The 24,727-nt window shown below is 71.6% G+C and carries 23 protein-coding genes and 1 riboswitch; of the genes, 10 read left to right on the top strand and 13 right to left on the bottom strand.

The features are described from left to right. The first annotated feature begins 112 nt into the window (after window positions 1-112). A complete protein-coding gene (locus ACZ6D7_RS30825; protein WP_469497712.1) occupies window positions 113-1,048 on the top strand; it encodes a glycosyl hydrolase in 936 nt (311 codons plus the stop codon). A gap of 43 nt (window positions 1,049-1,091) precedes the next feature. Here the strand turns inward: ACZ6D7_RS30825 and ACZ6D7_RS30820 are convergent, their stop codons facing one another. From ACZ6D7_RS30820 to ACZ6D7_RS30810, 3 genes are all read right to left on the bottom strand, one after another. Further along, window positions 1,092-1,847, bottom strand: a complete 756-nt coding sequence (locus ACZ6D7_RS30820; protein WP_469497992.1) for a polysaccharide deacetylase family protein — start codon at window positions 1,845-1,847, stop codon at window positions 1,092-1,094. Window positions 1,848-1,945: 98 nt separating this feature from the next. Then, window positions 1,946-3,538, bottom strand: a complete 1,593-nt coding sequence (locus ACZ6D7_RS30815) for a glycosyltransferase family 2 protein (RefSeq protein WP_469497709.1) — start codon at window positions 3,536-3,538, stop codon at window positions 1,946-1,948. A 31-nt stretch (window positions 3,539-3,569) separates the two neighbouring features. Continuing rightward, window positions 3,570-4,640, bottom strand: a complete 1,071-nt coding sequence (locus tag ACZ6D7_RS30810) for a GNAT family N-acetyltransferase (RefSeq protein ID WP_469497989.1) — start codon at window positions 4,638-4,640, stop codon at window positions 3,570-3,572. A gap of 272 nt (window positions 4,641-4,912) precedes the next feature. Here ACZ6D7_RS30810 and ACZ6D7_RS30805 point away from each other — a divergent pair, with 272 nt between their 5' ends. The 3 genes from ACZ6D7_RS30805 (at window position 4,913) to ACZ6D7_RS30795 (ending at window position 7,435) form a co-directional block, all read left to right on the top strand. Then, window positions 4,913-5,374 carry a carboxymuconolactone decarboxylase family protein gene (locus ACZ6D7_RS30805; RefSeq protein ID WP_388399572.1) on the top strand — a complete coding sequence of 154 codons (462 nt, stop codon included), beginning with the start codon at window positions 4,913-4,915 and terminating at the stop codon, window positions 5,372-5,374. Window positions 5,375-5,535: 161 nt separating this feature from the next. Then, a complete protein-coding gene (locus tag ACZ6D7_RS30800; protein ID WP_469497706.1) occupies window positions 5,536-6,459 on the top strand; it encodes a phosphotransferase in 924 nt (307 codons plus the stop codon). A gap of 151 nt (window positions 6,460-6,610) precedes the next feature. Further along, window positions 6,611-7,435 (top strand): HAD family hydrolase, encoded by an 825-nt coding sequence (locus ACZ6D7_RS30795; RefSeq protein WP_469497704.1) that lies wholly within the window; start codon window positions 6,611-6,613, stop codon window positions 7,433-7,435. Window positions 7,436-7,523: 88 nt separating this feature from the next. Here ACZ6D7_RS30795 and ACZ6D7_RS30790 read toward each other — a convergent pair whose 3' ends face one another. After that, window positions 7,524-8,006 carry a transglycosylase SLT domain-containing protein gene (locus ACZ6D7_RS30790; RefSeq protein WP_469497701.1) on the bottom strand — a complete coding sequence of 161 codons (483 nt, stop codon included), beginning with the start codon at window positions 8,004-8,006 and terminating at the stop codon, window positions 7,524-7,526. A 3-nt stretch (window positions 8,007-8,009) separates the two neighbouring features. Next, window positions 8,010-8,195: riboswitch (cyclic di-AMP (ydaO/yuaA leader) on the bottom strand. A gap of 540 nt (window positions 8,196-8,735) precedes the next feature. On the opposite strand from ACZ6D7_RS30790, the gene ACZ6D7_RS30785 reads away from it, so the two are divergent. The 4 genes from ACZ6D7_RS30785 (at window position 8,736) to ACZ6D7_RS30770 (ending at window position 13,320) form a co-directional block, all read left to right on the top strand. Further along, window positions 8,736-9,746, top strand: a complete 1,011-nt coding sequence (locus ACZ6D7_RS30785; protein ID WP_469497698.1) for a polyprenyl synthetase family protein — start codon at window positions 8,736-8,738, stop codon at window positions 9,744-9,746. A gap of 301 nt (window positions 9,747-10,047) precedes the next feature. Further along, entirely contained in the window at window positions 10,048-11,310 is a 1,263-nt protein-coding gene (locus ACZ6D7_RS30780) for a LolA family protein (RefSeq protein WP_469497695.1), read from the top strand. A 59-nt stretch (window positions 11,311-11,369) separates the two neighbouring features. Continuing rightward, complete coding sequence (locus ACZ6D7_RS30775) at window positions 11,370-12,335, top strand: ABC transporter ATP-binding protein (protein WP_469497692.1); 966 nt, start codon at window positions 11,370-11,372, stop codon at window positions 12,333-12,335. 61 nt (window positions 12,336-12,396) lie between these two features. After that, window positions 12,397-13,320, top strand: coding sequence for an ABC transporter permease (locus ACZ6D7_RS30770; RefSeq protein ID WP_469497689.1), 924 nt, complete (start codon window positions 12,397-12,399; stop codon window positions 13,318-13,320). 17 nt (window positions 13,321-13,337) lie between these two features. Here ACZ6D7_RS30770 and ACZ6D7_RS30765 read toward each other — a convergent pair whose 3' ends face one another. From ACZ6D7_RS30765 to ACZ6D7_RS30755, 3 genes are all read right to left on the bottom strand, one after another. Beyond that, complete coding sequence (locus ACZ6D7_RS30765) at window positions 13,338-13,952, bottom strand: flavodoxin family protein (protein ID WP_469497686.1); 615 nt, start codon at window positions 13,950-13,952, stop codon at window positions 13,338-13,340. 129 nt (window positions 13,953-14,081) lie between these two features. Further along, window positions 14,082-15,236, bottom strand: coding sequence for an amidase family protein (locus tag ACZ6D7_RS30760; protein WP_469497683.1), 1,155 nt, complete (start codon window positions 15,234-15,236; stop codon window positions 14,082-14,084). A 53-nt stretch (window positions 15,237-15,289) separates the two neighbouring features. Continuing rightward, window positions 15,290-15,802 carry a DUF6668 family protein gene (locus ACZ6D7_RS30755; RefSeq protein ID WP_469497682.1) on the bottom strand — a complete coding sequence of 171 codons (513 nt, stop codon included), beginning with the start codon at window positions 15,800-15,802 and terminating at the stop codon, window positions 15,290-15,292. Window positions 15,803-15,998: 196 nt separating this feature from the next. Between ACZ6D7_RS30755 and ACZ6D7_RS30750 the strand changes: the two genes are divergently transcribed. Beyond that, window positions 15,999-17,264, top strand: coding sequence for a tetratricopeptide repeat protein (locus ACZ6D7_RS30750; RefSeq protein WP_469497681.1), 1,266 nt, complete (start codon window positions 15,999-16,001; stop codon window positions 17,262-17,264). Window positions 17,265-17,286: 22 nt separating this feature from the next. On the opposite strand, the gene ACZ6D7_RS30745 is transcribed toward ACZ6D7_RS30750, so the two are convergent. From ACZ6D7_RS30745 to ACZ6D7_RS30730, 4 genes are all read right to left on the bottom strand, one after another. Then, a complete protein-coding gene (locus ACZ6D7_RS30745) occupies window positions 17,287-18,234 on the bottom strand; it encodes a M28 family metallopeptidase (RefSeq protein ID WP_469497678.1) in 948 nt (315 codons plus the stop codon). 167 nt (window positions 18,235-18,401) lie between these two features. Continuing rightward, on the bottom strand, window positions 18,402-18,896 hold the full coding sequence (locus ACZ6D7_RS30740) for a VOC family protein (protein ID WP_469497675.1): 495 nt from the start codon (window positions 18,894-18,896) through the stop codon (window positions 18,402-18,404). A 64-nt stretch (window positions 18,897-18,960) separates the two neighbouring features. Beyond that, complete coding sequence (gene rarD, locus ACZ6D7_RS30735) at window positions 18,961-19,911, bottom strand: EamA family transporter RarD (protein ID WP_469497985.1); 951 nt, start codon at window positions 19,909-19,911, stop codon at window positions 18,961-18,963. 191 nt (window positions 19,912-20,102) lie between these two features. Beyond that, window positions 20,103-20,957, bottom strand: coding sequence for an SDR family oxidoreductase (locus ACZ6D7_RS30730; protein ID WP_469497673.1), 855 nt, complete (start codon window positions 20,955-20,957; stop codon window positions 20,103-20,105). Window positions 20,958-21,053: 96 nt separating this feature from the next. Here ACZ6D7_RS30730 and ACZ6D7_RS30725 point away from each other — a divergent pair, with 96 nt between their 5' ends. After that, complete coding sequence (locus ACZ6D7_RS30725) at window positions 21,054-21,452, top strand: winged helix-turn-helix transcriptional regulator (RefSeq protein ID WP_469497670.1); 399 nt, start codon at window positions 21,054-21,056, stop codon at window positions 21,450-21,452. A gap of 112 nt (window positions 21,453-21,564) precedes the next feature. Here ACZ6D7_RS30725 and ACZ6D7_RS30720 read toward each other — a convergent pair whose 3' ends face one another. Further along, a complete protein-coding gene (locus ACZ6D7_RS30720; protein WP_469497667.1) occupies window positions 21,565-22,623 on the bottom strand; it encodes a 2-oxoacid:ferredoxin oxidoreductase subunit beta in 1,059 nt (352 codons plus the stop codon). Continuing rightward, entirely contained in the window at window positions 22,616-24,553 is a 1,938-nt protein-coding gene (locus tag ACZ6D7_RS30715; RefSeq protein WP_469497664.1) for a 2-oxoacid:acceptor oxidoreductase subunit alpha, read from the bottom strand. Before ACZ6D7_RS30715 ends, ACZ6D7_RS30720 begins: the two co-directional genes overlap by 8 nt. Window positions 24,554-24,727 lie beyond the last annotated feature (174 nt).

Here is a 24,727-nt window from a genome sequence, read left to right as displayed (position 1 = left end):
GGGGGGGGAGGGGGTTTAGGTTTTGTTTCTTTCTTCTCCACCTTCCCCCCCCCCCCCCCCTTTCTCCCCCCCCCCCCCCCCCCCCCCCCCCCCCCCCCCCCCCCCCCCCCCGATGGGCGGGGCGTGCGCGCCGACGGCGCTGCTCGAACCGCCCTGCGGGGCCTGGTTCGGGGCGTTCGTGCCGCACCACAAGGGAAACCTGTCCGAGAAGGTCCGCGACTACGAGAAGAGGATCGGCCGCAAACTCGACATCGTGTACACGTACCACGACATGTCGCTGGTCCAAGGGGCGAGGCTGGAAGGGCAGTTGCTGACCGAGGAGGAACAGCGCGTCGCGGCCGACGACCATCTGCTGCTGCTCTCCTGGGAGAGCAAGTGGTGGGGCGGCACCAAGGCGCAGCAGCCCACCTGGAAACAGATCGCGAACGGCGCCCTGGACGCGTCCGTCATCGACGTACAGGCCAAGCGCGTCAAGAAGTACGGCAAGAAGGTCTTCCTCTCCTTCGACCTGGAGATGGACACCCGCACCCCGGCCAACGGCACCCCGGAGGACTACGTCAGGGCGTACCGGCACATCCACGACCGGTTCCGGGAGCTGGGCGTGACCAACGTGGTGTGGACCTGGATCACCACCGGCTATCTGGCGCACGCCGACCTGATCAAGCGCATGTACCCCGGCGACGACTACGTCGACTGGGTCGCCTACAACCAGTACAACTACTTTCAGTGCCACAAGACCGGCTGGCTCTCCTTCGCCCAGACCCAGCGGGCCACGCACGCGTGGATACGCAAGAACATCTCCGACGACAAACCGCTGATGCTCTCCGAGTTCGGCACCGCGAACGACGGGTCGCGGCCGGACCGGCAGGCCCAGTGGTACGCCCAGGTGCCGGGAGTCCTCAAGGGGCTGACCGGCGTCAAGGCCGCCCTCCAGTGGAACTACCGCGACCCGGGGCCGCACTGCGATCTGGCGGTGGCCAACGACCAGGCATGGACCAGCCTGCGCAAGGCGGTCTCCGACCCCTACCTCAACCAGCCGCTGAGGTAGCGGCGGCCGGGCCGGGGACGGAGACCTGGTTCGCTCGGACGGTTCAGCCCGCGAAGACGGGCCCGCGCGCCATCGCGCGGGCCCTGCGGTACCAGCGCCACGCGACGGTCTTCGCGCCGTCGCGGTACGGCGCGATCCGCGCACCCCGGCCCGCCAGCCAGTCCTCGACATCGGCGAGGGTGTGGCCGCGGCGCACGATCAGCCGGGCGATGCGGTAGTGCTCGTCGCGGTCCGAACTGAGCGCGTGGCGTACGGCGGTGGCGGTCTCGTAGCCGGCCTCGGCCGCCGTACGGCGCACCCGGCCGCTGTTGTAGCCGTGCGGGTAGGCGAGATGGCGCACGCGGTGGCCCAGGGCGTCCTCCAGCACCGAGCGGGACATGCGCAGCTCGTGCGCCAGATCCCGGGGCGGGAGGGTGTCCAGCTGGGCGTGCGTGACGGTGTGGCTGCCGACCTCCATGCCGGACTGCTCCAGCCGGACCGCCTCCCGCAGCGTCATCATCGGCGCGGGCGGCAGCAGGCTGCGCCCGCCCGGGGCGATCGCGCCGGTGGTGAGGTAGGCGGTGGCGGACAGACCACGCTCCGCCAGCGCCTCGGCGGTCGGTCCCGGCAGGTCGGCGAAGCCGTCGTCGAAGGTGAGCAGCACGGGCCGCGCCGGCAGCGGCGCCCGCCCCGCGAGGTGGTCGGCGAGCGCGCTGATGGTGACGGGTGTACGACCGCTGTCGACGACGGCGTCGAGATGCTCGCCGAACTGCTTCGGCGTGACGGTGAACTCCGCGATCCAGTCCGGCGGATCCTCCATCACGGCGTGGTACAGGAACACCGGTATGGCACCGAGCCCGGTGTGCCCGCTGGGCCCGGTGTTCCCGCTGTTCCCGGTGTTCCGGGCGCCCCCGGCGGTCATCGGGACTCCTCGGGAGCGTCGACGGGTCTTCCGGCGGGTTTTCTGACAGGAGTTCCTGCGGGATTTCCGTGAGGTCTTCCATCAGGTCTTCCGTCAGGTCTTCCGGGGGGAGCCGCACCGAGGTCCCGGAGAGAGGCGCGCAGGGCCCGCCGCGCCCTCAGGTACCCCACGGGCCCGTACAGCATCCCCCGGCGCTGCAACCGCGACAGCCGCCGCGGCCAGGCATGCGTCCGGGCGTCGTGCCCACCCGGCGCGCTCCCTGCCCCGCGCTCGGGCGCGCTCACTGCCCCGCGCTCGGTCGTGCTCACTGCCCCGCGCTCGGGCGCGCTCCCTGCCCCACGCTCCGGCGTGCTCATTGCCCCACGCTCCGGCGCATCCGCCCCGGACCCCGCCCCCGCCGCCGTCCCGGAACCGGCCTCCGCCCCCGCCGCCGTCCCGGAACCGTTCCCGGAACCGGCCTCCGCCGCCCGGCTCGCCGTGAGCGTTCGCGCATACGCCAGCCCCCTCGGGAGCCGCGCCAGGAACGCCGGCAGCAGTGCGGGCTTGTTGACCAGGACCGCCGTGAGATAGGCGGTGAGGCCGGCGCCGTAGCCGTAGGCCTGGGTCTCCAGGTCCCGCCAGGTCTCCCGGTGGTGGTGCCAGACCAGGGCCCGCGGGGTGTAGTGCAGCCGGTGCCCCTGCGCGAGGACGCGGACGAACCCGTACAGGTCGTCGCCGCCGCGCGCGAGCGTGCCCGCGCCGGTCGCCGGGTCGAAGCCGCCCACCGTGCGCAGCACCGCCGTACGGAAGGCCATGTTGGCTCCGGAGCCGAAGCGGCCCGCGGTGAACGGGAAGAGCGGTTCGTCGACGGGCGGATCGTGCGGGTCGTACGTGCGTGCGGCGAAGCCCTTCGCGAAGCCGCCGTGGCTCTCCAGGAGCACCTGGGCGGGAGTGCGCAGCCGGGCCGGCAGGATCAGCCCGGTTGCGCAGCCGAGGCCGGGGTCGGCGGCGAAGGGCGCGGTGAGTTCGGTGAGCCAGCGCGGATCGGCGACCACGTCGTCGTCGGTGAAGGCGATCACCTCGCCCCGGGCGGCCTCGATGCCCTTGTTGTGCGCGACGGCCAGCCCGGGCACGGGCTCGGTCACGTACCGCACGCGCTCGGCGTACTTGCGTTCGATCAGGTCCCGGGTCGCGTCGGTCACCGGCGCGTTGTCCACGACGACGATCTCGAAGTCCGGGTGGTCCTGGGCGAGCATCGAGTCGAGCGCGTGGGCGAGCTGCTCGGACCGCTCGCGCGTCGCGATGACGACGGTGGCGGAGGGGACCGTGAGCGCGGAGACGCTCGCGATCGGTTCCCCGCCGTGCTCACGGGCGGCCAGTGCGAGGAGCACGGCCTTCGGGTCGGCCCCCTCGGGCACCCGCCCGAGCAGCGTGCCGACCGGCCGCCCACCCCTCCTGACCAGCACGAACACCTCGCCGTGCGTGACGGGCGGGCTGCCGGGTCCGGGCCGCAGCACACCCCCGTCGTCCAGTTCCAGTTCGGCGACCTGCACCGCCCCGATGTCGAGGAACCGGTCTATCTCCTGCCGTACACGTCTCGCGCGCAACATGAACCCCCCTGGTCCCTGAGCGTTGTGACCGTCATGACCGGCGCAGCCGGCCCGCCCCCTTCAAGGTCCGTGCGGCCGCCGCGGCGAGCCTCGGCCGGTTGCGCACGAAGTGGTGCGCCCGCCGGGACGGCTCACGGCTGAGCCAGTAGAGCGCGGCGCCCACCCCCGGACGCGTCCACGCCCCCTCGTACACGGAGATCTCCCCGGTCTTCAGCGAGTCCTTGTACTCGGCCGCGCCCCGCCCCAGGTCGAGCAGTCCGATGCCCTCGGCGGCGGCCGCCTCGGCCATCCGCAGATGCAGCACCAGACCCGGCGAGTACTTCGAGTACTCCGTGTCGTACGAGGGGAACCAGCAGGCCAGGACGGTCGCCGACCGCAGTCCGAAGTGCGCGGCGATCGGCTTGTCCCCGGCGTACAGGACGGACAGCGTGCCGGAGCACTCCGGCGCGCGCGTCTCGTGCAGGGTGTGCACGAGCCGGGTGATCCAGTCCTGCGCGAACCGGTCGCGGCGGCCGGTCCTGCGGTACTGCGCGGACTTCCACGCCATGAGCGTGCGCAGCGCGGCCGGATCGCGTTCGTCGAACACGAACCGCAGCTCCCCGACCTGCCGGCCGAGCCTGCGCTCCTTGGCGAGGGTCGTCTTCAGGAACTTCGGCGACTGGGCCCGCAACACGGACTCGTACGTCTCGTAACCCTTTTCCACGTCGATGACATAGGCGGTGTACTCGGCGGCCGCGTGCGGCACCAACAGCCCTTGTTCCGCCTCCAGGTTGTCGAAGGCGAAGCTGGACAGGGAACTGGCCCGCATCAGTTCGTCGGCGTTCAGACCGAGGCCCGGCGCCAGTACGGCACCCTGCGCGTCGGAGACGCCGTACGCGAGGGCCTGGCCTCGGCCGAGCAGCCCGCGCTCATGGGGCAGGAAGCCGACCGGCTCACGCCCCTCGTACACCACCGCGACCCGTGCGCGCGACCGCACACGGCCGACGGCGTCGGTGAACTCCGGTTCCATGAAGGGGTTGCGCGGTGCGGTCGACGCGGCACGCAGTGCGCGCCACCGTTCCCGTTCCCCCTCGCCGAGATCCTTCGGACTCAGCACACGAATGCGCCCACTGCTCAACCTGACCCCCCGATCAAGTCCCCCCTGGACACATGGACGGTACCGCTCCAGACCGGGCGTGCGGTAGGTAGCGGAGCATGTTGTTGCCAATCGGTGCAGAGGCCTTTAACCGGCCTGTACCCGACGATGCGCCGAAACCGGTTTCTTCCACAAAGGTGCGCCGCGGCTGTCACATCTCCCGCGTCCGCTCCGTCAATGCAGTGAAAGCCACCGGGAACACCCGGGACACCACTGACCGAAACCGAAGGAGACCGGCCATGCAGGCTCGGATGAAGAACCCCGCGTACGTCCTCCCCGGCGCCCTCAAGGGCATCGGCGGCATCTTCCAGGCGATCGGCGAGAGCGGGCTGTCGCAGGAGGTGCAGGAGCTGGTCGGGCTGCGCGCCAGCCAGATCAACGGCTGCGGGGCGTGCGTCCACGGGCATGTGCAGAACCTGCGGAAGGCGGGCGCGAGCGAGGAGCGCATCGCCTCCGTCACCGCCTGGCGCGACGCGCCGTTCTACGACGACGCCGAGCGCGCCGCCCTCCAGCTCACGGAGTCGGTCACCCGGCTCGCGGACCGCTCCCACGAGTCGGTACCGGACGCCCTGTGGGACGAGGCCGCCGACCACTTCGACGAGCGGGAACTGTCCGCCCTGATCCTCACCATCGCGGTCACCAACATGTTCAACCGCATCAACACCACGATCAAGGAGCCGGCGGGCACGACGTGGGGCTGACGGGCGGGAGGGACGAGCCTCCGGGCCCCCGGGGCCTTCGGGCCCCCGGCCTCCGGCTCACTCCGCCCCCGCCTCCACTCCGCCCCCGCCCCCACTCGCTCTCCCTCCCCTCCCCGGAAATGCCGTTGCCCCACCACCCCCCGCCCCCTACCGTCACGATCATGCTGCCCGCAGTGGATACGGACGAGGAGTGGGACGAGGTCGTCCCGGACGAGACGGTCATGGGCCCCGGCGCGGCGGATCTCTGCGCGCGCCTGGGACTCGGCGGCGTCCCCCTGACCCGGTTCCCTGACGGGTCGCAGCCGGTCTACGCGGTCGGTGACACGCACGTCCTGAAGCTGTTCCCCGGGGCGGCCGCCCGGGACGGCGTCGCGGAGGGGCGTGTGCTCACCCACCTCCAGGGCCGGCTGCCGGTGCCGACCCCGCGGGTGCGGGACTTCGGGCCGTACGAGAACGGCTGGCAGTACGTCCTGATGTCCCGGCTGGACGGCGAGAACCTGGCCGCCGCCTGGGACCGGGTGCCGCGCGCCGACCGGGAGCGGATCGTCACCGAGATCGGCGAGGCGCTGGCGACGCTGCACGCGCTGGACCCCGCGCCCCTGGGGGACGTCCTCGGACCCGGCGACTGGGGCGCCTTCCTGGACCGGCAGCGCGCGGGAGCCGTCGCGCGCCAGCGTGCGCGCGGGCTGCCGGAGCACTGGCTGGAGCAGATCCCGGACTTCCTCGCCTCGGTCTCCCTGCCCCGCGCCCCGCGCCCGGCGCTGCTGCACACGGAGGTCATGCGGCAGCACTTCCTCGTCGATCCCGACGGCTGGCTGCTGACCGGCCTCTTCGACTTCGAACCCGCCATGATCGGCGACCCTGCCTACGACTTCGTGGGCGTCGGCCTGTTCGTCACCCGCGGCGACCCGGACCTGCTGGCCCGGCTGACCCGGGCGTACGGCCGTACCTTCGAACCGTCCACCCTCCTCGCGTACACGCTGCTGCACGTGTACAGCAACCTCCCCTGGTACCTGAGGGAGTTGGGCGCACCCGCCGAGGGAACCCTGGACGCGCTCGCGCAAGCGTGGTTCGCGACGGCGTGACCCGGCCACGGGAACACCCTGGCCGCCCGCCCGGCGGCCCGGTGGGCGTCTCCGGTCAACTGTGGAAGGGGAGTTGGCACAAGAGGACCGGACTTCGCTCTCGTCCGGTTCGCGTCGAGTCCGAGGGGTGCGGGATACGTATTCTCTGATCATGGCCGCACCCATCGCATACGCCGAGCGCACCGCGTACTCCCTCATCGCCACAGACCTGGACGGAACGCTGCTCCGCGGCGACGACACCTTCTCCGACCGGTCGCTCGACGCGCTCGCGCGGGTGGCGGCCGCCGGCGCACGCCACCTGGTGGTGACCGGCCGACCGGCGCCCCGGGTACGGCCGTTGCTCGACCGCCTGCACAGCAGGGGGCTCGCGGTGTGCGGACAGGGCGCGCAGTTGTACGACGCCGGCGCGAACCGTCTGCTCTGGTCGGTCACCCTGGACCGGGAGTTGGCGGAGACCGCGCTCGGCAAGATCGAGGCCGAGGTCGGGCAGGTGTACGCGGCCGTCGACCAGGACGGTGTCGAGGGGCTCACCCTCATCGAGCCGGGCTACGAGATGCCGCACCCGACCCTGCCGGCCCTGCGGGTCGGCTCCCGCGACGACCTGTGGTGCGAGCCGATCAGCAAGGTGCTGCTGCGCCATCCCGCCCTGTCCGACGACGAGTTGGCGGCGACGGCCCGCTCGGTGGTCGGCTCGCTCGCCACCGTCACCATGTCGGGGCCGGGCACGGTGGAGCTCCAGCCGTGCGGCATCACCAAGGCGACGGGCCTGGCCCTGGCCGCCGAGCACCTGGGCGCGAGCCCGCGGGAGACCGTCGCCTTCGGTGACATGCCCAACGACATCCCGATGTTCGACTGGGCCGGCTACGGCGTGGCGATGGCCAACGCCCACCCCGAGCTCAAGGCGGTGGCCGACGAGGTGACGACGTCGAACGAGGACGACGGCGTGGCCGTCATCCTCGAACGTCTCTATCCCTGAGGTTCCTGAGGTTCCTGAGGTTCCTGAGGTTCGGTGAGGCCCGTGAGGCCCGTCAGGCCTCATGGGCCCAGGCGCTTCAGGCGTGGGCTCAGTACGCCCCGAACACATTGTCGATCGAGCCGTACCGCGCGGCCGCGTAGTTGCACGCCGCGGTGATGTTCGCGACCGGGTCGAACGGGTCGAACGAGGTCCCCGCCACGTGGTACGCGGTGAAGGTCGGGTCGATCACCTGGAGAAGGCCCTTGGACGGGGTGCCGGCGGCCGCGTTCGAGTCCCACAGGTTGATGGCGGCCGGGTTGCCCGACGACTCGCGCATGATGTTGCGGTGGATGCCGTTGTAGCTGCCCGGGATGCCCTTCTGGGCCATGATCGCGAGCGACTCGCGGATCCAGCCGTCGAGGTTGTCGGGGTACCCGGTGACGCGGGTGCTCGCGGCCGTCGCGGCCGTCGTGGCGGCGGCGGCGGTGCTCGCGCCGATGAGCGGAAGGGCGAGCACCGTGGCACCGGTGGCGGCCACGGCGAGGGTGCGGGCGATACGGCGGGTACGGCTGTGCTGACCGGCAGCAGACATGACGAGGTTCCTCTCCGGCGCCTGCGAGGTGAGCTGTCGGGTTCGGGCGGGAGATGCCCGGCCGCGCCCGGACGGACGCGACTTCACCCCAAGCCGTACCGGTATGTCCTCTTCGATATCGGACATTCCGGGTACGGCGGCTTACCTGGTTCCCCCGCTCCTGCCGCGCGTTCTCGGTGGGTGTGCGAGCGGCGGCAGGATTGGGCGTCCGCTCGACTGGCCGGGAACGTATGCGAGAGCACATGTCCGGAACAAGTAGCGGATTCACAGATAGGCCCTATTGACCTTGGTCTGTGCCCTATGGGGTGCTTGATCCTTTGTGGCTGCAAAGCTTCAACTCGCTTGAGTGGCACGAGGAGTCGGGGGGTACTCGGCGGGGGTGGGCTCGCCGGGTGGAGTGAGCCAAGTCACCGGCATCCACAAGAGGGGTGAATCGGGCAATAACCTCAATCGCAATGCAAAGGGTCGCGGCTGGTCGGGCCGCCGTATTCCCCTCTTTGGATATGCGATGAATGTCTATTCATATCGTCTGATCAGAAACATATCGGTCGTGATCCGACACCGCCCGGCCTGAGGGGGGTGCCTCCCGGGCGAGTGCATTCGGGCCCGGGTGGACGTGGGGGCTATCGGTGATCGAAACGTGACCGGATACGCTGACTTGAGTGAGCGCAGAGACCTATCGACAAACCGCGTAATCGCCCGTAGACACCAGCAGACAGGAGACCCCTCGTGACCGTCGTCGAGCCGTTCGGGCTGAGCGTGCGGGACCAGGCTCTGGAAGCCGATGTCCAGGCCGGATTGGCGGCTGTCGAGGAAGGCTTGCTCGAGGCCACCAAGAGTGAGGTCCCGTTCATCACGGAGGCCGCACAGCACCTCCTGCGGGCCGGGGGCAAGCGGTTCCGTCCGCTCCTCGTGATGCTCGCGGCGCGCTTCGGCGACCCGTACGCGCCGGGGGTCGTGCCGTCCGCCGTGGTGGTCGAGCTGACCCATCTGGCGACCCTGTACCACGACGACGTCATGGACGAGGCGGCCGTGCGGCGCGGCGTGCCCAGCGCCAACGCCCGCTGGGGCAACTCGCTCGCCGTCCTCACGGGTGACTTCCTCTTCGCGCGCGCCTCGCACATCCTGGCCGACCTCGGACCCGAGGCCGTACGGGTCCAGGCACAGGCGTTCGAGCGGCTGGTCACGGGCCAGATCCTGGAGACCGCCGGCCCGGTCGACGGCCGTGACCCGGTCGAGCACTACCTCGACGTGCTCGGCGGCAAGACGGGCTCCCTGGTGGCGGTGTCCTGCCGCTTCGGTGCGATGATGTCCGGCGCCGACGAGACGGTCGTCGACGTGCTCACCCAGTACGGGGAGCGGCTCGGGGTCGCCTTCCAGCTGGCGGACGACGTGCTGGACATCGCCTCCGAGTCCCGCGAGTCGGGCAAGACGCCCGGCACGGACCTGCGGGAGGGCGTGCCGACGCTTCCGGTGCTGCGGCTGCGGGAGCGGGCCGCGCAGCTGGCGCAGCCCGAGGACATCGCACTGTGCGAGCTGCTCGACTCCGACCTCACCGACGACGCCAGGCTCGCGGAGGCGGTCGCCGCCCTGCGCGACCACCCGGCGCTGGAGCGGGCCCGCCGGGACACCGTGCGCTACGCGGAGGAGGCGCGGGCCGCGCTGGCCCCGCTCCCGGAGTGCGACGCGAAGGCAGCGCTGACGGAGCTGTGCGACGCGGTGGTGCACCGGGCGGGGTGAGCCCCTCACTCCCCTCCGTAGGGGTCGGGATGAGCCCCTCACTCCGACCCCCCCGTAGGGGTAGGGATGAGCCCCTCACTCCGACCCCTACGGGTCCGGGTGAGCCTCCGCCCCCTGGTGTCATACCGGAGGTGTACACGGAGTTGAGTCCTCGGGCTGACGCTTCCAGGCCGCCGATTTGGTCAGATGGACACCACGGAAAACACCACTCCTCACCGATTCGGGTGAGAATGGCGGCTTCGGGTGGGGACGTTCACTCGTGAGATGACCAGCCGCCGCCGACGACGGAGGTAAGGCACACATGGCACCGAACGCAACCGACGACAGCACGACCGCCGGGGAGGCAGACGACCTGCGCGTCGGGCGGCGCAAGGCCGTGCGGTACGTCGTCCCGGTCACCGTGGTGGGCATCGCGGCGGCGACGATCGGGCTGGTCCCGGCGCTCGCCGACTCCGGCGACCCCGATCTGCCGAAGATCACCGCACAGCAGCTCATCGACAAGATCGCCGCGTCGGAGGTCGAGCAGCTGTCCGGCACGGTGAAGATCACCACCGACCTGGGCCTGCCCGACCTCGGCGGACTGGAGAGCGGGCTGCTCTCCGGCGCCACGGGCGGCGGTGACGGATCGTCCGCCGACCCGTCCGCCAAGCTCACCGAACTGGCCTCCGGCACGCACACCCTGCGCGTCGCCGCCGACGGCCCGGACCGCCAGAAGCTCTCCCTCCTGGAGAACGCGGCCGAGTACAGCGTCATCCACAACGGCAAGGACGTGTGGGGGTACGACAGCGCCTCCAACGAGGTCTACCACTCCACCACCGAGGAGAGCGGGGACGAGGCGGAGACCCCTCCGGCCACGCCCAAGGACCTCACCGAGGACGCCCTCAAGGCGGTCGACGACACCACCTCGGTGACGGTCGACGGCACCGTGCACGTGGCCGGCCGCGACGCCTACCGGCTGGTGATCAAGCCGAAGCAGTCCGGTTCCACGGTCGGCGCGATCAGCGTGGCGGTCGACGCGAAGACGGGCCTGCCGCTGAAGTTCACGCTGACCCCGGCGAGCGGCGGCGCCGCCGTCGTGGACGCGGGCTTCACCCAGGTCAGCTTCGCCAAGCCCGCCGCCTCCACCTTCGACTTCACCCCGCCCAAGGGCGCGAAGGTCACCGAGGCGGACGACGCCGAGACGGCCCCGGAGGACTTCGGCGTGCCCGGCGCACCCGGTGACGACCTGGCCAAGGACCTCGAAGGCCTGGGCGGCCCGGCGGGCTCCGACGCTCCCGAGGGCCACGAGGTCATCGGCGAGGGCTGGAACTCCGTGGCCGTCTTCGAGACCGGCGGCGAGGGCGTCCCCTCGGACTCCGAGCTGAACTCCGAACTCGGCTCGGACGCCGGCGGTGCCCTCAGCGGCTTCCTCGGCTCCTTCGGGGACGAGGTGAGCGGAAAGTTCGGCTCCGGCACCGTCTTCTCCACCCGTCTGATCAACGCCCTGGTCACGGACGACGGCACGGTCTACGTCGGCGCGGTCACCAAGGACGCCCTGGTGAAGGCCGCCGACTCGGCGAAGTAAGTACCCTACGGCCCCTAGGGGTTGTACGGGTTGTACGGGTGTCAGAGATCGGGGGACCGATGAGGGAGCCGACGCAGGAGCCTGGGGGTGACGACGGCGACGTCATCCACACCCGCGCCCTCACCAAGCGCTACCGCGGCGGCCAGCTCGCCGTGGACCACCTGGACCTCGCCGTCCCGGCGGGCAGCGTCTTCGGCTTCCTCGGTCCCAACGGCTCCGGCAAGACCACCACCATCCGCATGCTGATGGGGCTGATCGAGCCCACGGCCGGCTCGGCGCGCGTCCTGGGGCACCCCATGCCCCGGGCCGCGCGCACGGTCCTGCCGCACGTCGGCGCCCTCATCGAGGGCCCGGCCCTCTACGGCTTCCTCTCCGGCCGCGACAACCTCCTGCGCTACGACGCCGCCGACCCGACCGCCGACCCCCGCACCCGGCGGACCCGCGTCGGGGCGGCGCTGGAGCGCGTCGGGCTGACGGCGGCGGCCGGGAAGAAGGCCAAGGCGTACTCGCTCGGCATGAAGCAGCGGCTCGGCCTCGCCTCCGCCCTGCTCCAGCCCCGCCGGCTGCTCGTCCTCGACGAGCCGACCAACGGACTGGACCCGCAGGGCATGCGCGAGATCCGCTCCCTGGTCCGGGAGCTGGCCTCGGACGGCACGACCGTCTTCCTCTCCTCCCATCTGCTCGACGAGATCGAGCAGGTGTGCACGCACGCCGCGGTGATGGCCCAGGGCCGTCTGATCACCCAGGGCGCGGTGGCGGACCTCGCGGCGGGTGCGCGGGGCCGCCTGGTGGTCACCACGCCCGACACCGGCGACGCGGCGCGGGTGCTCAAGGAACAGGGGGCGGCGGACGTGACGGCCGAGGAGGACCGGGTGACCGCCGAACCCCCGGACCGCGATCTCGCCGAGGTGACCGTCGCGCTGGTGACGGCCGGGGTCCGCGTCCGCGGCCTCATCGTCGAACGGGCCTCCCTGGAGGACGCGTTCGTGGCACTCACCGGAGAGGGCTTCGATGTCGCGGGCTGACAAGACGTCTGGCACGACGGCTGACAAGACGTCTGGCACGACGGCCGACACGACGTCTGACATGCCGGCCGACCCGGCGGGTGACACGCCGGCAGCGGCCCGGCCGCTCGCCGAGAGGGCGATCGGCAGGCCGAACCCCTTGTGGACCTTCGGCCTCCTGCGCAGCGAACTGCTCACCACCTTCCGGCGCTGGCGCACCCTCGCCCTGCTGGCCGTCCTGGCGGCCGTGCCGATCCTCGTCGGCATCGCCGTGAAGATCGAGACCGGCGACGGCTCGCCCGCCGGGCCGGGCGGCGGAGGCGGCGCCGAGGGCGGCCCCGCGTTCATCGCGCAGATCACCAACAACGGCCTGTTCCTGGTCTTCACCGCGCTCGCCGCGACCCTGCCGTTCTTCCTGCCGATGGCGATCGGTGTGGTGGCGGGCGACGCGATCGCCGGCGAGGCCAACGCGGGCACCCTCCGCTACCTCCTCGTCGCCCCCGCCGGCCGCACCCGTCTGCTCCTCACCAAGTACGCCACGGTCATGACGTTCTGCCTGGTGGCCACCCTCGTGGTCGCGGTCTCGGCGCTGGCGGTCGGCGCCCTGCTGTTCCCCCTGGGCGACCTCACGACGATCTCCGGTACGACGATCAGCTTCACCGACGGCCTGGCACGCGCCCTGCTGATCGCCCTGGTCGTCGCCGCGTCACTCACCGGCGTCGCGGCGCTCGGCCTGTTCGTCTCCACGCTGACCGGCAGCGGCATCGCGGCGATGGCGACCACGGTGGGCCTGCTGATCACCGTCCAGATCCTCGACCAGATCCCCCAGCTCCACGCGATCCAGCCCTACCTCTTCTCCCACTACTGGCTGTCCTTCGCCGACCTCATGCGCGAGCCCGTCTACTGGGACGAGCTGGTGAAGAACCTCGGCCTCCAGGCCCTGTACGCGGCGGTGTTCGGCTCGGCGGCCTGGGCACGGTTCACGACGAAGGACATCACGACCTAGCGCACCGCCTGCACCGCCTACGCCGTATACGTCGTATACGGCGTCTCTCCGGTCTCGTAGGGGAAGCGGGCCGGCGGCGCCTCCTGCGCGAAGAACGTCTTGGCCTGGGCGAGCGCGGCGGTGTCGTTCAGGACGTCCCCCGGCTTGCTGCCGTTGCCGAGCAGCACCCCGCCGAACCGCATCCTCATGTACGCGGCGGTGTGGTGCAGGGTGCCGTACAGCGGGTCGGCGACCTCCGGCTCCTCGTGCGCGAGCGCGGTGACGCCCCACAGCGTGCGCCCGGCCATCGTGGCGTGGAAGTCGAGGCCGGGGGTGCGCAGCCAGCCCGACCAGTGGTCGAGATAGCGCTTGGTGGGCGCGGACACCGAGTACCAGTACAGCGGCGACGCGATCACCAGGTCCGTCGCCGCGAGCGTGGCGTCGAGCAGCAGTCCCGCGTTGCCGCCCGTCGGCCGCACATGGTCACTGTCGTGCCGCTGGTCCTCGAACTCGGGCAGCGGATGCTCCGCGAGGCTGATCCACTCCTGCTCCACCCCCTCGGGCAGCTGCTCGGCGGCCCGACGCGCCAGCAGCTCGGTGTTGCCCTCACTGCGGCTGCTGCCGAGCAGGAACAGGAAACGGCGGGTCGGCATGGGTCCCCCAGGCGGTCGGCGTGCGACGACAGTAACCTTCAAACGTGCATCTGCATTATATGCGTGCGCAACAATCTGGGAAGAGGAAAAGGAAGGGAAGGAGAAGAGGGAGGGGAAGAGGGAGGGGACTCACCCCGCCCTCGCCACCGCCAGCAGCAGCGCTTCCCGCCCGTGCGCCGCGACCATCTGGAGCCCCACCGGACACCCGTCCGCCCCGAACCCCGCCGGCAGGCTCACCGCCGGATGCCCGCTCAGATTGAACGCCCAGGTCAGCGCCGTCGAGTACCGGTCACCGGGCCCGTCATGGCCGTGCGCGGCATGCGGGGTGGTGGGCGTCAGCAGCAGGTCGGCCCGGCCGAAGAGCGCCGCCAGCCGCAGATCGTTCACCTCCCGGATCCGCCCGGCCTCCCGGAGATCCGCCCCCGGCGTCCGCACCGCGATCCAGGCGGGCCCGGGGTCCTCCAGCCGCAACGGAGCGTCGAACGACACCAGCCGTACGACCCCGGCCTCGGCGAGCCGTACGGCGGCGGCCCGCGCCAGGGCCAAGGGCTCGGGGTCGGGCCGGGCGAACCCGAGATCGGGGGAGAAGACGGCGAGCGGCGGCGGGAGGGGACCCTCGCCACGCGACTCCGGGACGACCTCCTCGTACGCCTGCCCGCTCATCACACGCCAGTAGGCCTCCGCGTCCCCGGCGCACCGCGCGAGCACGCCCGGCGCCGCCAGTCCTGTCCGGTCAGGGGAGGGCAGCAGGCCGTTCGTCGTCTTCAGGCCGAGGACGCCGCACCAGGCCGCCGGGATCCGGACCGAGCCGGCGCCGTCGCTGCCGGTCGCGAGGGGTACCAGGCCGGCCGCGACGGCCGCCGCGGCGCCGGCCGAGGAGCCGCCCGGGGTGCGGTCGGCGCGCCAGGGGTTGACGGTGCGTCCGTGGGCGCCGAGTCCCCAGGTCTGCCAGGCCGGGCCGGGGCCGGGTACGGCCGTCGCGCCCACGGGGACGCATCCTGCCGCGATCAGTGGCCCCGCCGTACGCGCTCCGTGCCGCCCCTTCACCCCGAGCGGCACACCGGCCAGCGGCAGCGTGTCGCCCGCCGCGACGCGCGCGTCGACCTCGCGGGCCCGCGCCGTCGCCGCCGCCTCCCACACCTCGGAGAAGGCGCACAGGACGGGGTCCACCCGGGCGATCCGTTCGAGCGCCGCACGCACCACGTCCACGGCGCGCAGCTCCCGGCCCCGCACGGCGGCGGCGACAGCCGTCGCTGAGACCGCCCCTGCCCCGATCTCGCTCACCGGCCCCCCAACCCCAACCCCAACCCCAACCCCCGCCCCCGCCCCGGCTTCGCTCACCGCCCCCGTCCGGTCAGGCGGGACAGGGCCGTCGTCTCGCGGGGTGGGGTGCCGGCCAGGTCGCCCAGGCGCCAGTCCGGTACCCAGGGGACGCGGTACACGTCGATCACCGACTCGATGAGCCGGATCCGCTGGGCGAGCGGGCGCGGCAGCCGGCCCGGCGCGTCGGCGACCAGGACCACCGCGTCCAGGTCGAGCCCGTGCGGAGCCTCCCCGCGCCGGAAGACCTCCAGGGCCCGCAGCACCGATTCCAGGCCGGTCGCATGGGTCCGGGCGACCAGCAGGACGGACGGCGGGTCACCCGGGGCGGGCCAGTCACGTCCGCAGTCCTGGCCGCCGTAGACCGCGGCGAGCGTGGAGGCGCCGGCGCCGCCGTGCGTGGCGAGCCAGGAGAAGCGGCGCGGGGTGGCGAGGGGCGCGAGCGGACCGGGCTCCGGCTCCGGCTCCGGCACGGCCACCGGCCCGCGGATCCAGATCTCCGGCCCCCGCGGCCCGTCCGTCGTCGCCATGGCTCGTCCCCCTCCTCGCCGTCGCCGCCCCTACGGGACGTCCCTGAACCCGCCGCCCCCGGAAGTGCCGCCCGGAAGCCGGGCGTGGATCCTTGGAACGAGGCTGTGACGTCGTGGTGACGTGCGCACCGGGGGCAAGCGGAGAGACTCAACATTACGTGTACGCGTACACGCACCTGGACGACGTGAGGAACCGATGTACGGACTCAGCCGCGAGAAGAAGCGGGACCAGCGGGACCAGCGGGACCAGCGGGAACAGCGGGAACAGCGGGAAGTGCGGGAACAGAAGGCCGCCGGACGGCCGCCCGCAGTGGCCGTACCGCTCGACGTCCATGTCCGCGCGGACGGCCCGGCGACGATCGGCGGCGTACCGGTCGTGGCGGCCGACGGCGAGGAGATCCAGCACGCCGTCCTGAGCCATCTGCACCGCATCGCCCTCGCCACCGGGCATCCGGTCCTCGTCACGGTCCACGACGAACGCATCGGGTACGTCGTCCCCCTGCGGGTGGACCCGGACGGCGCCAGCCACTTCACGGCCGAGCCCCTGCGCACCGCGGCCCCGTCGGCGCTCCGCGCGACCTGGCCCGCACCGCCGGCGACACCGGGCACCGAGCCCTCCATGTCCCCGGCGGCCCCGCCGCCCACCGCCGAACTGCCCTCCGAGCCCCGCCGGGACCGGCCCACGCACCAACTGCGCCAGGTGTCCCCGGCCCCCGGCACGGTCGCGGCCCCGACGGGCGTCTTCGGCCCGCCCCCGACGGGTGTCTTCGGTCCGCCCCCGGCGATGGACGCCGAGCCGGCGCCCGAGACCGCCCGGCCGATCCCGGCCCCCGAGGCCGCCCGGCCCGTCCCGGCCCCCAAGGCCGCCCCGCTCGTCCCGGTGGACACCGACCCCCAGGACGACCCCGACCCCGACCCCAAGCCCACCCCGGCGCGCGGCTTCGACGCCGTGGCCGAGGCCGTGCTCGGGGAGGACCCCCGCACCCTCCCGGGCAGCGGCGCGCCCGCGCTCCTGGGCGAGCCGATCGCGCAGATCAACGCGGCCGTACGGGCGGGCCGCACGGACACGGCGGCCGCGCTCGCGGAACGGACGGTGACCGAGGCCTCGGGCACACTGGGGCCGGAGCACCCCGAGGTGCTCCGGCTCCGTGAACTCACCGCCTACATCGCCTATCTGGCGGGCGATCCGCTGCGCTCCTTCCACCTCTCCCTCGACCTGGCCCGGATCCGCCGCGGCGCCCGGGACGGCGAGGCCGCGTACGGCAACGTCCAGAGCGCGGCGACGGCCTGGCGCGCCGTACGCGACCCCTTCCAGGGCCTGAACCTGGGCACCGAACTCATCGGCCTGTGGACGGAGCTGACCACCGAGGACGGCCCGGCCGCCGACGACCTCGAGGAACTGGAGACGGCCCGCGCCCGCATGCTCCGCCTGGCCGAACGGGCCCGGAAGGCGGGCGCGTAGCTGCCCTCGCCCACCCTCCCGGTCAGGACGACAGCGTCCACACCGCGTACGCCAGCGCGTCCCCGTTGCGGTCCAGGGCCGTGTCGTTGATGTTGGACGTGGTGTCGCACGACGAGTGGTAGCAGCGGTCGAAGGCCGTGGCCGTACCGCCCCACTTGGTGACCTGGGCCGCGGTCTTGACCCGGCTGGCGCCGGTGAACAGGCCGCCGACCGGGACGCCCGCGCTCTTGAACGGAGCGTGGTCGGAACGGCCGTCGCCCTCGGTCTCGATCTCGGTGGGGACGCCGATCCCCGCGAAGTAGTCCTTGAAGGTCTTCTCGATCGCCGGGTTGTCGTCGTACACGAAGTAGCCGGGGTTCGGGGAGCCGATCATGTCGAAGTTGAGGTAGCCGCTGATGCGCGCGCGGTTCGCCGACGACAGGTTGTTGACGTAGTACCGGGATCCGACCAGACCCAGTTCCTCCGCGCCCCACCAGGCGAACCGCAGATGCTTGGTGGGCTGGTAGTTGGTCCGCGCGACCGTGAGCGCCGCCTCCAGGACGGCCGACGAGCCGGAGCCGTTGTCGTTGATGCCGGCGCCCGAGGTGACGCTGTCGAGATGGGACCCGGCCATGATCACCTGGTTGGTGTCGCCGCCGGGCCAGTCGGCGATCAGGTTGTAGCCGGTACGGCCGCCCGAGGTGAACGACTGCACGGTGGTGGTGAAGCCTACGGCGTCCAGCTTGCCCTTCACGTAGTTGAGCGAGGCCGTGTAGCCGGCCCGGCCGTGCGCTCTGTTGCCGCCGTTGGCCGTGGCGATGGACTGGAGCTGGGCCAGATGCGCCTTGACGTTGGCGACGGGCAGATCGGGCGCGGCGGCGACCGCCGCACGCTCGGGGCCGGCCGCGCCGGCTATGGATCCGGTGGCCAGCAGCGTGACGGTGGCGACGGCGACGGACGCCATCGCCCGCCCGGAGACGGAGAGCTTCATGGTGGGGGGCTCCGAATTCCAGCGGGACGCCTGAGGGCGGGGTGGCCCACAGGCAGTCCACAGTGAATGGGGTGTCTGGATGGTGAAGCCGTGGCCAACACTCCGTCAAGAGCGCCATCCGGACAGGGAGTTCACATTCCGGAGCCCTTACACAGCGCTTGCGCACCTCAGTGCACGCAGAACTCGTTCCCCTCGGGGTCCGCCATCACCACCCACTCCCCGGAGGGCTCCTTCACCTCGCGCAGCACGCTCGCCCCGAGCGCCGTCAGCCGCTCCACCTCACCGGCCCGCCGCCCCTCACCCGGATGCAGATCCAGATGCAGCCGGTTCTTCCCGGTCTTCGCCTCCGGCACCCGCTGGAACAACACCCGCCGCCCCAGCCCGGTCCCGCTGTCGGTGTCGTACGGATCCTCCGGATGGCGTACGGCGATCAGGTCCCGGAAGGCCGGGCGGCCGTGGAACTCCAGCGTCGCCGCGCCCGGCAGCGCGCCGAGTTCCAGCAGCCGCTCGATGAGCGCGCTGTTGTCCTCGACCTCGTAGTGCAGCGCGGCACCCCAGAAATCGGCCTGCGTGTGCGGGTCGGCGGCGTCGATCACGAGCTTCCAGTGCACGGGCGCGGGGGTGGGGCCGGGGGTGGGTGTGGATGCGGGTGTCTGTGTCATGCGGCCCACTCAACCAGCCCGTCCGGCTTTCAGGCGTCTACCGGAACGTCAGAACGTCAGAACGTCAGGCGTCCACCGGAGCGGGCGCCGCCTTGGACGCGCCCGGCACCTCGAGGGACTGCTTCGCCCTCCGCGCGGAGCGCCACGCGTCCCCCGTGAGCAGCACCAGCGCCAGCCACACCAGCCCGAACCCGGCCCACCGCTCCGCCGGCATCTCCTCGCCGAAGTAGACGACACCGAGAAGGAACTGGAACACCGGCGCGAGGTACTGGAGCAGCCCCAGCGTGGACAGCGGCACGCGGATCGCGGCGGCGCCGAAGCAGACCAGGGGCAGCGCGGTGACCAGGCCGGTGGAGGCGAGCAGGGCCGCGTGACCGGCACCCTCGGTCGCGAAGGTGGAGTCGCCCTGCCCGGACAGCCACACCAGATAGGCGAGCGCGGGCAGGAACTGGACCGCGGTCTCGGCGGTCAGCGACTCGACCCCGCCGAGGTTGACCTTCTTCTTCACCAGCCCGTACACCGCGAAGGAGAAGGCGAGACAGAGGGAGATCCACGGCGGCCGCCCGTAGCCGATGGTCAGCACCAGCACCGCGGCGAGGCCGACGCCGACCGCCGCCCACTGCACCGGCCGCAGCCGTTCCTTCAGCAGCAGCACGCCCATCGCGATGGTGACCAGCGGGTTGATGAAGTACCCGAGCGAGGCCTCGACGACATGCCCGCTGTTCACGGCCCAGATGTAGACGCCCCAGTTCACGGTGATCACGGCCGCGGCGATCACGACCAGACCGAGCCGGCGCGGCTGGCGCAGCAGCTCCCCGGCCCAGGCCCAGCGCCGTACGAGGAGCAGCGCGGCGGCGACGAAGGCGAGGGACCACACCATGCGGTGGGCGAGGATCTCCACCGAGCCGGCGGGCTTGAGCAGCGGCCAGAACAGCGGGACGAGCCCCCACATCCCGTATGCCGCGAAGCCGTTCAGCAGACCTGTGCGGCCCTCACTCGTCGACGACCCGGCCACGGGCTCCTCCTTCTCGTGTCCCTGTGCGCGTGCGGGTGTCACCGTGCCCACCGTGTTCACCGCGTCCATCGCGTCCATCGCGTCCATCGCGTCCACGAAGGTAACGCCGAGCGCCCCCGCCTGTCATGCCCGTATCGCTATACGGTCATGACAGGCGGGGGTCGGTCGCCCAAGGGCCTCTGGGGGAGAGGTCAGCCCTTGAGTGCCGCCGTGATCGCCTCGGCCAGCGGGGTGGTCGGGCGGCCCGCCAGCCGGGACAGGTCGCCGCCGGGGACGACCAGCTCGCCCTTCTCGATCGACGCGTCCACGCCGGCGAAGACCGCGGCGAGCGGCTCGGGCAGCCCGGCGCCGGTCAGGATGCCGACGAGCACCTCGGTGGGCACGGCGTTGTAGGCGATCTCCTTGCCGGTCTGCCGGCTCAGCTCGGCCGCGTACTCCGCGAAGCTCCACGCCTCGTCGCCGCCCAGCTCGTACGTCTTGTTCTCGTGGCCCTCGCCCGTCAGCACGGCGACGGCGGCGGCCGCGTAGTCGGCGCGGGAGGCGGACGAGACCCGGCCCTCACCGGCGGCGGCGACCACCGCGTTGTGCTCCAGCACCGGGGCGAGCTGCTCGGTGTAGTTCTCGTGGTACCAGCCGTTGCGCAGCAGGGCGTACGGCACGCCGGAGGCGGTCAGCGCCCGCTCGGTGGCGCGGTGGTCGTCGGCCAGGGCGGCGGTCAGCGAGCCCGGCGCGCTGGTGTACGCCAGCAGCGCCACACCGGCCGCCTTCGCCGCGTCTATGACGACCTGGTGCTGCTGCGGGCGGCCCTTGTCGAACTCGTTGCCCGAGATCAGCAGCACCTTGTCGCCGGCCGCGAACAGGCTGTCGAAGGTCTCGGGGGTGTTGTAGTCGGCGACCGCGAGGGTGACGCCGCGGGCGGCGAGGTCGGCGGCCTTGGCCTCGTCGCGTACGACGGCCGTGATCTGGTCCGCCGGGATCTTCTCCAGCAGCTGCTCCACGACGTGGCGGCCGAGGTGTCCGGTGGCTCCGGTGACGACGATGCTCATGGTTCAGAACTCCAGGTGGGGGTGTGCGGGACTGGCGCTAACCCTAGGAGGAGCGCTAACTGAACGAAAGTACCCACTTTGAAGTAAGGTACGGACATGGCAGTAAGTACCCCCGTGCCCTTCGTCCGCGCGGCCGAGGCCATGTGCCCCTACCGCCTGGTCCTGGAGCACGTCACCAGCCGCTGGGGCGTCCTCGTCCTGATCCACCTGCTCGACCGGCCGCACCGCTTCGGCGAACTGCGCCGGGCGATCGGCCAGGTCAGCGAGAAGATGCTGACCCAGACCCTCCAGACCCTGGAGCGCGACGGCCTGGTCCACCGCGACGCCCAGCCGGTCATCCCGCCCCGCGTCGACTACTCCCTCACCGACCTCGGCCGCGAGGCGGCGGAGCAGGTGCGGAGCCTGGCTTCCTGGACGCGCGACCGCATGGACGCCGTCGAGAAGGCCCGCACGGCCTACGACGAGGCCCGGGAGTCGTCGTCCCGGGCCTCGTAGGTCTTCCTGGCTCGTCGCTTGGGATGTTGCTCGGCTCGTCGCTTCGGTTGTCGCTCGGGCTGTCGCTCGGCTCGTCGCTCGGGCTGTGGCTCCGGTTGTCCCTCTCCCGGGGTCAGCCGACGACCGTCCAGGTGTCTCCGCCGGCCAGCAGCGCCGCCAGGTCGCCCTTGCCGTGCTGCTCGATCGCCGTGTCGAGCTGGTCGGCCATCTGCGTGTCGTAGACCGGCCGCTCGACGGAGCGGAACACCCCGATCGGCGTGTTGTGCAGGGTGTCCGGGTCGGCCAGCCGGGAGAGCGCGAAGGCGGTGGTCGGGGACGCCGAGCGCGCGTCGTGGACCAGGATCGCCCCCTCGTTCTCCGGGGTCACCGCGACGACCCTGAGATCCCCGGTGGCCGCATCCCGCACCACACCCTTGGACCCCTCGGAGCCGAACCGGATCGGCTGCCCGTGCTCCAGCCGGATCACCGCCTCCTCGGCCGTCTCCCGGTCCTTGAGGGCCTCGAAGGCGCCGTCGTTGAAGATGTTGCAGTTCTGGTAGATCTCCACCAGCGCCGTACCCGGATGGGCCGAGGCCTGCCGCAGCACCTCCGTCAGATGCCTGCGGTCGGAGTCGACGGTCCGCGCGACGAAGGACGCCTCCGCGCCCAGCGCCAGGGACACCGGGTTGAAGGGCGCGTCCAGCGACCCCATCGGCGTCGACTTGGTGATCTTCCCGACCTCGGAGGTGGGGGAGTACTGCCCCTTGGTCAGCCCGTAGATCCGGTTGTTGAACAGCAGGATCTTCAGGTTCACATTGCGCCGCAGGGCGTGGATCAGATGGTTCCCGCCGATGGACAGCGCGTCACCGTCACCCGTGACCACCCACACGCTCAGGTCCCGCCGGGAGGTAGCGAGACCCGTCGCGATCGCGGGCGCCCGCCCGTGGATGGAGTGCATCCCGTACGTGTTCATGTAGTACGGGAAGCGTGAGGAGCAGCCGATGCCCGAGACGAACACGATGTTCTCCCGGGCCAGCCCCAGCTCCGGCATGAAGCCCTGGACGGCCGCCAGGATCGCGTAGTCACCGCAGCCGGGGCACCAGCGCACCTCCTGGTCGGACTTGAACTCCTTCATGGACTGCTTGCCCTCGGCCTTGGGAACCAGCTGGAGCAGCGCGTTCGCATCAGTCATCGATGGCCTCCTTCAGCGCCGCGGCGAGCTGCTCCGCCTTGAACGGCATGCCGTTGACCTGGTTGTACGAGTGCGCGTCGACCAGGTACTTCGCCCGGACGAGGGTGGCGAGCTGGCCGAGGTTCATCTCCGGGACGACGACCTTGTCGTACGCCTTCAGCACCGCGCCCAGATTGCCGGGGAACGGGTTCAGGTGCCGCAGATGCGCCTGCGCGACGGCCTCCCCGGCCGCCCGCAGCCGCCGTACGGCCGCCGTGATGGGCCCGTAGGTGGAACCCCAGCCCAGAACCAGGGTCCGGGCCCCGTCCGGGTCGTCGACCGTCAGGTCCGGGACGTCGATGCCGTCGATCTTGGCCTGGCGGATGCGGACCATGAAGTCGTGGTTGGCCGGGGCATAGGAGATGTTGCCCGTCCCGTCCTCCTTCTCGATCCCGCCGATCCGGTGTTCGAGCCCGGGTGTGCCCGGCACCGCCCACGGCCGGGCGAGGGTCTGCGGGTCGCGCTGGTACGGCCAGAAGACCTCGGTGCCGTCGTCCAGGGTGTGGTTGGGCCCCTGCGCGAACTGCACGGTCAGGTCCGGCAGCTCCTCCAGCTCCGGGATCCGCCACGGCTCGGAGCCGTTGGCCAGGTAGCCGTCGGACAGCAGCATCACCGGCGTGCGGTAGGTGAGCGCGATCCGGGCCGCCTCCAGCGCCGCGTCGAAACAGTCCCCCGGCGTGCACGGCGCCACGATCGGCACCGGGGCCTCGCCGTTGCGGCCGAACATCGCCTGGAGCAGATCCGCCTGCTCGGTCTTGGTCGGCAGCCCGGTGGACGGCCCGCCGCGCTGGATGTCCACGACCAGCAGCGGCAGCTCCAGCGAGACGGCGAGCCCGATGGTCTCCGACTTCAGCGCCACCCCGGGACCGGAGGTCGTGGTGACGGCCAGCGACCCTCCGAAAGCGGCCCCCAGCGCGGCGCCGATCCCCGCGATCTCGTCCTCCGCCTGGAAGGTCCGCACACCGAAATTCTTGTGTCTGCTCAGCTCGTGCAGGATGTCCGAGGCCGGGGTGATCGGGTACGAGCCCAGGAACAGCGGCAGATCCGCCTGGCGGGAGGCGGTGATCAGCCCGTAGGCGAGGGCCAGGTTCCCGGAGATGTTCCGGTAGGTCCCGACCGGGAAGGCCTTGGCGGCCGGGGCGACCTCGTAGCTGACGGCGAAGTCCTCGGTGGTCTCGCCGAAGTTCCACCCGGCGCGGAAGGCGGCCAGGTTCGCCTCGGCGATCTCCGGTTTCTTCGCGAACTTCGACCGCAGGAACTTCTCCGTGCCCTCGGTGGGCCGGTGGTACATCCATGACAAGAGGCCGAGCGCGAACATGTTCTTGCTGCGCTCGGCCTCCTTACGGGTGAGGTCGAATTCCTTGAGAGCCTCGACGGTCAGGGTGGTCAGGGGGACCGGGTGGAGCTGGTAACCGTCGAGGGACCCGTCCTCCAGCGGCGAGGCCGCGTACCCCACTTTCTGCATCGCCCGTTTGGTGAACTCGTCCGTGTTGACGATGATCTCCGCACCGCGCGGCACATCCCCGATGTTCGCCTTCAGGGCGGCCGGGTTCATCGCGACCAGCACATTGGGCGCATCACCCGGAGTGAGGATGTCGTGGTCGGCGAAGTGCAGCTGGAACGAGGAGACGCCGGGCAGGGTGCCGGCGGGCGCACGGATCTCGGCGGGGAAGTTCGGCAGAGTGGACAGATCGTTGCCGAACGACGCCGTCTCCGAGGTGAAACGGTCACCGGTGAGCTGCATACCGTCACCCGAGTCGCCCGCGAACCTGATGATCACCCGGTCGAGACGGCGTACGTCCTTCGTCCCGGCCGGTTTGCGCTGTTCTCCCACGACGGTCCCGTCGGCCTGATCGGCCTGTTCCGCTGCGCTGCTGACCTGACTGGTCACTGAACTGGACCTCCCTCGAGGTGGCTGTCCCGGAGGGGTCTTGCGAAGACCCTCCCTGGATCAACCCTACGTCTGTCAGGGTCGCCTTCCCTTGGCCATTCGCATGACAAATCACTGCCCCGGCACGGCCCGGCACCCCGACTTGTCATGATTTACCGCCCTGAGGTGTTGCCC

The sequence above is a fragment of the Streptomyces sp. NPDC041784 genome, from assembly GCF_055591025.1.
Note: the sequence above shows the minus strand (reverse complement) of the source record. Positions and strands in the feature narration are given on the sequence as shown.